The organism is Actinomycetota bacterium (assembly GCA_036280995.1).
Lineage (GTDB): Bacteria > Actinomycetota > CALGFH01 > CALGFH01 > CALGFH01 > CALGFH01.
The window spans coordinates 1-4,946 of record DASUPQ010000768.1; the positions used below are offsets into that span (position 1 = coordinate 1).

4 protein-coding genes are annotated in these 4,946 nt (G+C 73.8%); all 4 read right to left on the bottom strand.

The window, feature by feature from the left end; genetic code table 11:
* The coding region (locus VF468_25675) for a sulfatase (protein ID HEX5881677.1) at positions 1–1,077 on the bottom strand (1,077 nt) is incomplete at its 3' end.
* A complete protein-coding gene (locus VF468_25680) occupies positions 1,077–2,669 on the bottom strand; it encodes a polysaccharide biosynthesis C-terminal domain-containing protein (protein ID HEX5881678.1) in 1,593 nt (530 codons plus the stop codon). The genes VF468_25680 and VF468_25675, both read right to left, overlap by 1 nt.
* 5 nt (positions 2,670–2,674) lie before the next feature.
* Positions 2,675–3,544, bottom strand: a complete 870-nt coding sequence (locus VF468_25685; protein ID HEX5881679.1) for a sulfotransferase — start codon at positions 3,542–3,544, stop codon at positions 2,675–2,677.
* Positions 3,541–4,884 (bottom strand): O-antigen ligase family protein, encoded by a 1,344-nt coding sequence (locus VF468_25690; protein HEX5881680.1) that lies wholly within the window; start codon positions 4,882–4,884, stop codon positions 3,541–3,543. Before VF468_25690 ends, VF468_25685 begins: the two co-directional genes overlap by 4 nt.
* Positions 4,885–4,946 lie beyond the last annotated feature (62 nt).

Genomic DNA, 4,946 nt, shown 5'->3' on the forward strand with positions numbered 1-4,946 from the left:
GCCGGGGTCAGGCGCGATCCCGGCCGCGTCCAGCACGGTCGGGGCGATGTCGACGGTGGCGACCAGGCGGTCGTCGACCGTCCCGGCGGGCAGCCGCCCCGGCCAGCGGACCAGGAACGGGACCTTGATGGACTCGGTGTAGGGCACGAACTTGCCCACGTGGCGGTGCTCCCCCCAGGAGTAGCCGTTGTCGGACAGGTAGAAGACCAGCGTGTCGTCCAGCTCGCCGGTGCCGGCGAGCCGGCCCAGGACCCGGTCGACCAGGTCGTCGACCGACAGCAGGGTGCGGAGCTGGCCGGTGCGCAGGTCGGCCACCTCCCGGCTGTCGGCCGGCGGCCGCTGCCGCAGGTACGCGGGGGCGCCGGCCACCTCCGCCCCGGTGCCGCCGACCCCGTCCAGCTCCGGGAAGGTGGCCTCGGCGTAGCTGGGCTCGGGCACGCGCGGGTCGTGGGGCGCGAACGGCGCCAGGTAGAGGAACCAGGGGCGGTCGTCGTCGGCCTCGAACTCCTCCAGGTAGGCGAGGGCCTGGTCGCCGATGAAGGTCGTCGAGTAGGTGGGGACCCGGCGGAGGGTGCCGTCGACCTGCCACAGCTGGTCGTAGTAGCCGCCGTTGGCCTGGGCGTAGCGGTCGAAGTGGGGCGGCGGCCGCCGCAGCGACCAGCGGTTGAGGAACTTGCCGGCCATGGCCGTGCCGTAGCCGGCGTCCTTGAGGTGGCGGGCCAGGGTGGTCCGCTGGTCGAGCCGCTCCCCCAGCCGCTGGCGGAGCACCCCGTGGTTGTGGACGTAGCGGCCGCTCAGGATCGACGCCCGCGACGGGCAGCAGCTGGGCGTGGTCGCGAACCCCTGGGAGTAGGTGACCCCGCCGTCGGCCAGCCAGCGCCGCGTCTTGGGCATCGCCTGGAGGGTCTCGGCCCGGGCGTCGTCGGTCACCAGCACGAGCACGTTCGGCCGCCGGGCGGCCCCGCCCGGGCCGGCGGCGCCGCCTGGCCCGCCCGACCCGCGGACGGCGGCGAACGCCACCCCGCCAAGGACGAGCACGGCCACGACCAGCCCCGCCACCAGCGTGCGCCCGCCCATCACGGTTCCACTAGGGACCGGGAGCGGCGGCGGCGCAGGATGCCGCTGAGCGCCTCCCACTCCAGGCGGTCGCGGAAGCGCCACAGCAGGACCGCATACAGTCCGCAGCCGGCCACGGCGTAGGCCACGAACCCGGCCACGGTCGGCCCGGCCAGGGCCCGCAGCACCAGGCCGACCAGCCCGAAGCTGACCGCCGACAGGGCCGCGGCCACCCCCGTGCCCGGCCCGAACGGGTGCAGGCCCATCGACCGCCACACCTGGACCAGCGGGAGCAGGTTGTTGAGCAGGATGCCGGCGGCGAACGCGACCGCCGCCCCGGCCAGGCCGTAGCGGGGGGTGAGGGCGAAGTTGAGGGCCAGGTTGGCCCCCAGCGAGATCACCGTGTTGACCAGGTTCCAGGAGCTGCGGCCGCCCATCAGCAGGACCACGTCGACCGGGCCGACGGCGGTGGCGGCCAGCATGGTCGCCGCCAGCACGACCAGGACCACCTCGCCGCCGGCGAAGTCGCGGCCGAACACCTGGAGCAGGGCCGGGCCGAAGGTGAGCAGGGCCAGGTAGACGGGCCAGTTGAGGGCGATCATCCAGCTGGTGGTCGTCTGGTAGGCGGCCGCGGCCCGCTCGGTGCTGCGGCGGGCCAGCAGCTCGCTCAGCTTGGGGGCGAGGACCTGGCGGATGGCCACCGCGGCCATGGCCGCCATGGCCAGGTAGCGCGAGCTGGCCGCGTACACCCCGGCTTCCTTGATGGAACGCAGCGCCCCGATCAGCAGGGTGTTGAGCCACAGCGAGGTGGTCTGGAAGACCGCGGCCAGCCCGCGGGGGCCGGTGAAGCGCCAGTACTCCCCCCACAGCTGGCCCATCGACCGGGGCCGCTGCCGCGACGGAGCGCCCTCGGCCTCGCGGCGGCGTTCGGCCCGGCGCAGCAGCAGCCCCATCCAGACCAGGCCCGCGGCCAGCGCCGGCAGGTACGGGCCGAGGTAGGCGAGGGCGACCACGGTGCTGCCCGCCCCGGCCAGGATCACCGGCAGCATCAGCAGGGGCTGGAGGGCGGGGCGGACGATCTTGTCCAGGTACACCGTCGGGCGCATGGTGGCGAAGCCGCGGGTGGCCGCGAACACGGCCAGCGACAGCGCCGCCACGGGCACGAACAGGGCGAAGGTGCGGATGAAGCCGGCCAGCTGGGCCGTCTCGGCCAGGCCGTGGCGGGAGAACACGTCGGCCAGCTCGGCCGCGTACCACCAGGCCAGCAGCCCGAGCAGGCAGCCGGCGGCGGTCACCGGCCAGAGGCCGACGGCCAGGCCGCGGCGCAGGTCGCGCACCCGCCCCAGGGCCCGGTAGCGCGGCACCATCCGTGACAGCCCGACGTCGGAGCCGAGCGCGGCCGCGCTGGACAGGATGAGGAACAGGGCCACCGCCTCGTAGAAGGCGCCGGTGCCCTCGGCCCCGAGGCCCCTGGTGACGATCACCAGCAGCACGAAGTGGAGCAGCCCGGTGGCCACGGCGCCGGCCAGGTTGAGGGCGCCCCCCCTGGCCAGGGTGGTCAGGTCCTGCCGGGTCTCCTCGCCGGTGGCCGGCGCGGGAGCGGCGGTCTCCATCGGGGTTAGGCGCTCCAGCCGAAGTCGTCGCCGAGCGACGCGTACAGCCGCTGGTTCGGCTCCCGGAAGTGGTCGGCCAGGCGCCGGTGGACGTCGGTGCCCAGCTTCCGGTAGTCGTAGCCGTTGTGCTTCTCGAAGGCGTCGGGGGTGAACGCCGGCAGCTCGAGGAAGTCGAGCACCCGGCGGAAGGTGCGCTCCGGCTCGGCGAAGAAGCGCTCGCTGGACAGCACCAGCAGCTGCCGGTCGTCGAACCGGGCCCGCCACCGCTCCAGCTGCTCGAGGTAGCGGCCCCTGGCCAGGTAGGAGTGGTGCTGGTGGGCGAAGCTGTTGTAGAGCGGCTCGGCCAGCATGCGCTCGGCCTCGCCGGCCAGCCGGGCCGGCTCGGCCTCGATCGCCTCCTCGAACGACAGCGTCTCGAAGCCGCGGGCGACCTCGTGCTGGTAGTGCGAGTAGGCCCGCCCGACCGGGTCGCGCAGCAGGGCGATCAGCTTGACCTGGGGCAGGTGCCCGGCCACCCGCTCGGGCACCAGCGGGTGGAACAGGTAGTAGGGGCTGGCCTCGCCGGTGCGCAGCTCGACCCGGTGGCGCCTGGCCACCCACCAGGCGGTCAGCCGGGTCGGGAAGCGCGAGGCGTACCAGCCCATCCCGCGGCCGTAGGCGACGTCGAAGAAGTGCACCCCTTTGGTGCGCAGTGTGGTCCGGACCCCGGGATGCTGGATCAGGTAGCGGTGCAGCGAGGTCGTGCCGGCCCGCTGGGCGCCGATGATGAGGTAGTCGGGCAGCAGCCGCAGCCCGGCCGTTGGGCGTGCGTACGCCTGGGCGCTCCAGCGCGCCGCTCTCCTGGCCAGCTTGGTGGCGCCGTTGGCTTGGGTCATGTCGTCTGCAGGCTCTCCCGGGTCTGGGTCAAGGATCGGCGTTCGGCGGCGGCGGCTTGAGCGGCCCCCCGCTCCCGCCAGGCCACGGCCGCCACCACCATCATCAGGTGCAGCTGGGTGGGCATCATGTCGTAGTAGGCGAACTCGAGGACCCCGATCAGCAGCATCACGTGGCACCACAGGGGCGGCCCGGTGGCCCCCCGGTGCGTCACCCACAGGACCCAAAGCCACCAGCCCAGGAAGAAGGCCAGGCCGACGATGCCCTGGGAGAACACGACCAGGTAGAGCTGGCCGTGGGTGCCGATCTCGGGGGCGTTGACCAGGTCGGGCGACTCCCGTGGCCCGCCGTAGCCGAGCAGCGGCCGCTCCAGCGCGCCCTGCAGGGCCTGGGAGCTGAGGCTCTCGCGGCGCTCGTTGCTGTGCGGGTGGGCCAGGCGGTCGCTGACGTAGCGCTCCAGCGGGGTGAAGGCGACCAGGGCGGCGACCACGGCCAGGAAGGCCAGGATGGCCACCAGGGCCCGGGCGTTGCCGCGCAGGGCCACCCGGACGGCCGCGTACACCAGGCCCATCCCGAGCCCGACCCACAGGCCGCGGTTGGCGGAGATGACGATCGGGACCAGGGAGGCGACCAGCAGCAGCCGGACCGCGTTGCGGGTCAGGTAGGAGCGGAGCACGCCCAGCCCGGCCAGGGCCATGGGGGTGAGCAGCCCCACCGCCCCGCCCCACTCGTTGGTGTAGGTGAACGGGGCCGCCGGCCGGGGCAGGGCGTAGCCGATGAAGCTCTGGACCTGGGCCAGGCGGGCGCTGAACAGGTCCTGGGCGAACGGGTTGGCCGCCAGCGTCTCGGGCAGCAGCAGCGACGCCGGGGTGGTGAGCCGCAAGCTGGGCGAGGCCAGGGCGGCGAAGCCGAAGCAGATCACCGTCGCCCAGAACAGCGTCATGGCCAGGATGATCCGCCGGGCCGGGACGGCCGAGCGGGGCAGGTTGTAGACGTAGACGAACATCACCGTCATGGACAGGTAGAGCACGGCCCGGTAGGAGAAGGCGTACCAACGCCGGGCCTCGTCCAGCTGGGTGGCCGACAGCAGCATCCAGAACAGGAAGGCCAGCCACAGCCCGAACCCCTTGGGGACCCGCACCCGGCCCCTGGCCAGCAGCCAGGCCAGCATGGGCACGGCCAGGACGATCCAGATGACCGAGGACAGCCCGAGGGCCCACCACACCGGGAAGGCGCCGAACAGGGCCAGCACCGGCCAGCCCTCGGGTAGGCCGGAACGCCGCGCGGCCGGGGCCGGCGGCGCCCCCTTGGCCGTGCTCAGGTCGTCGATGCGCTCGGGCACCCGAGCAGGATAGGCGCCCGGGTGCCCTGGCGGTACGTCAACACTGGCTACGGCAAGCTAGT

Bases quoted from the DNA above. Each gene is read 5' to 3' on its own strand.
- VF468_25685 (HEX5881679.1), bottom strand. From the start codon at position 3,544: ATGACCCAAGCCAACGGCGCCACCAAGCTGGCCAGGAGAGCGGCGCGC.
- VF468_25680 (HEX5881678.1), bottom strand. From the start codon at position 2,669: ATGGAGACCGCCGCTCCCGCGCCGGCCACCGGCGAGGAGACCCGGCAG.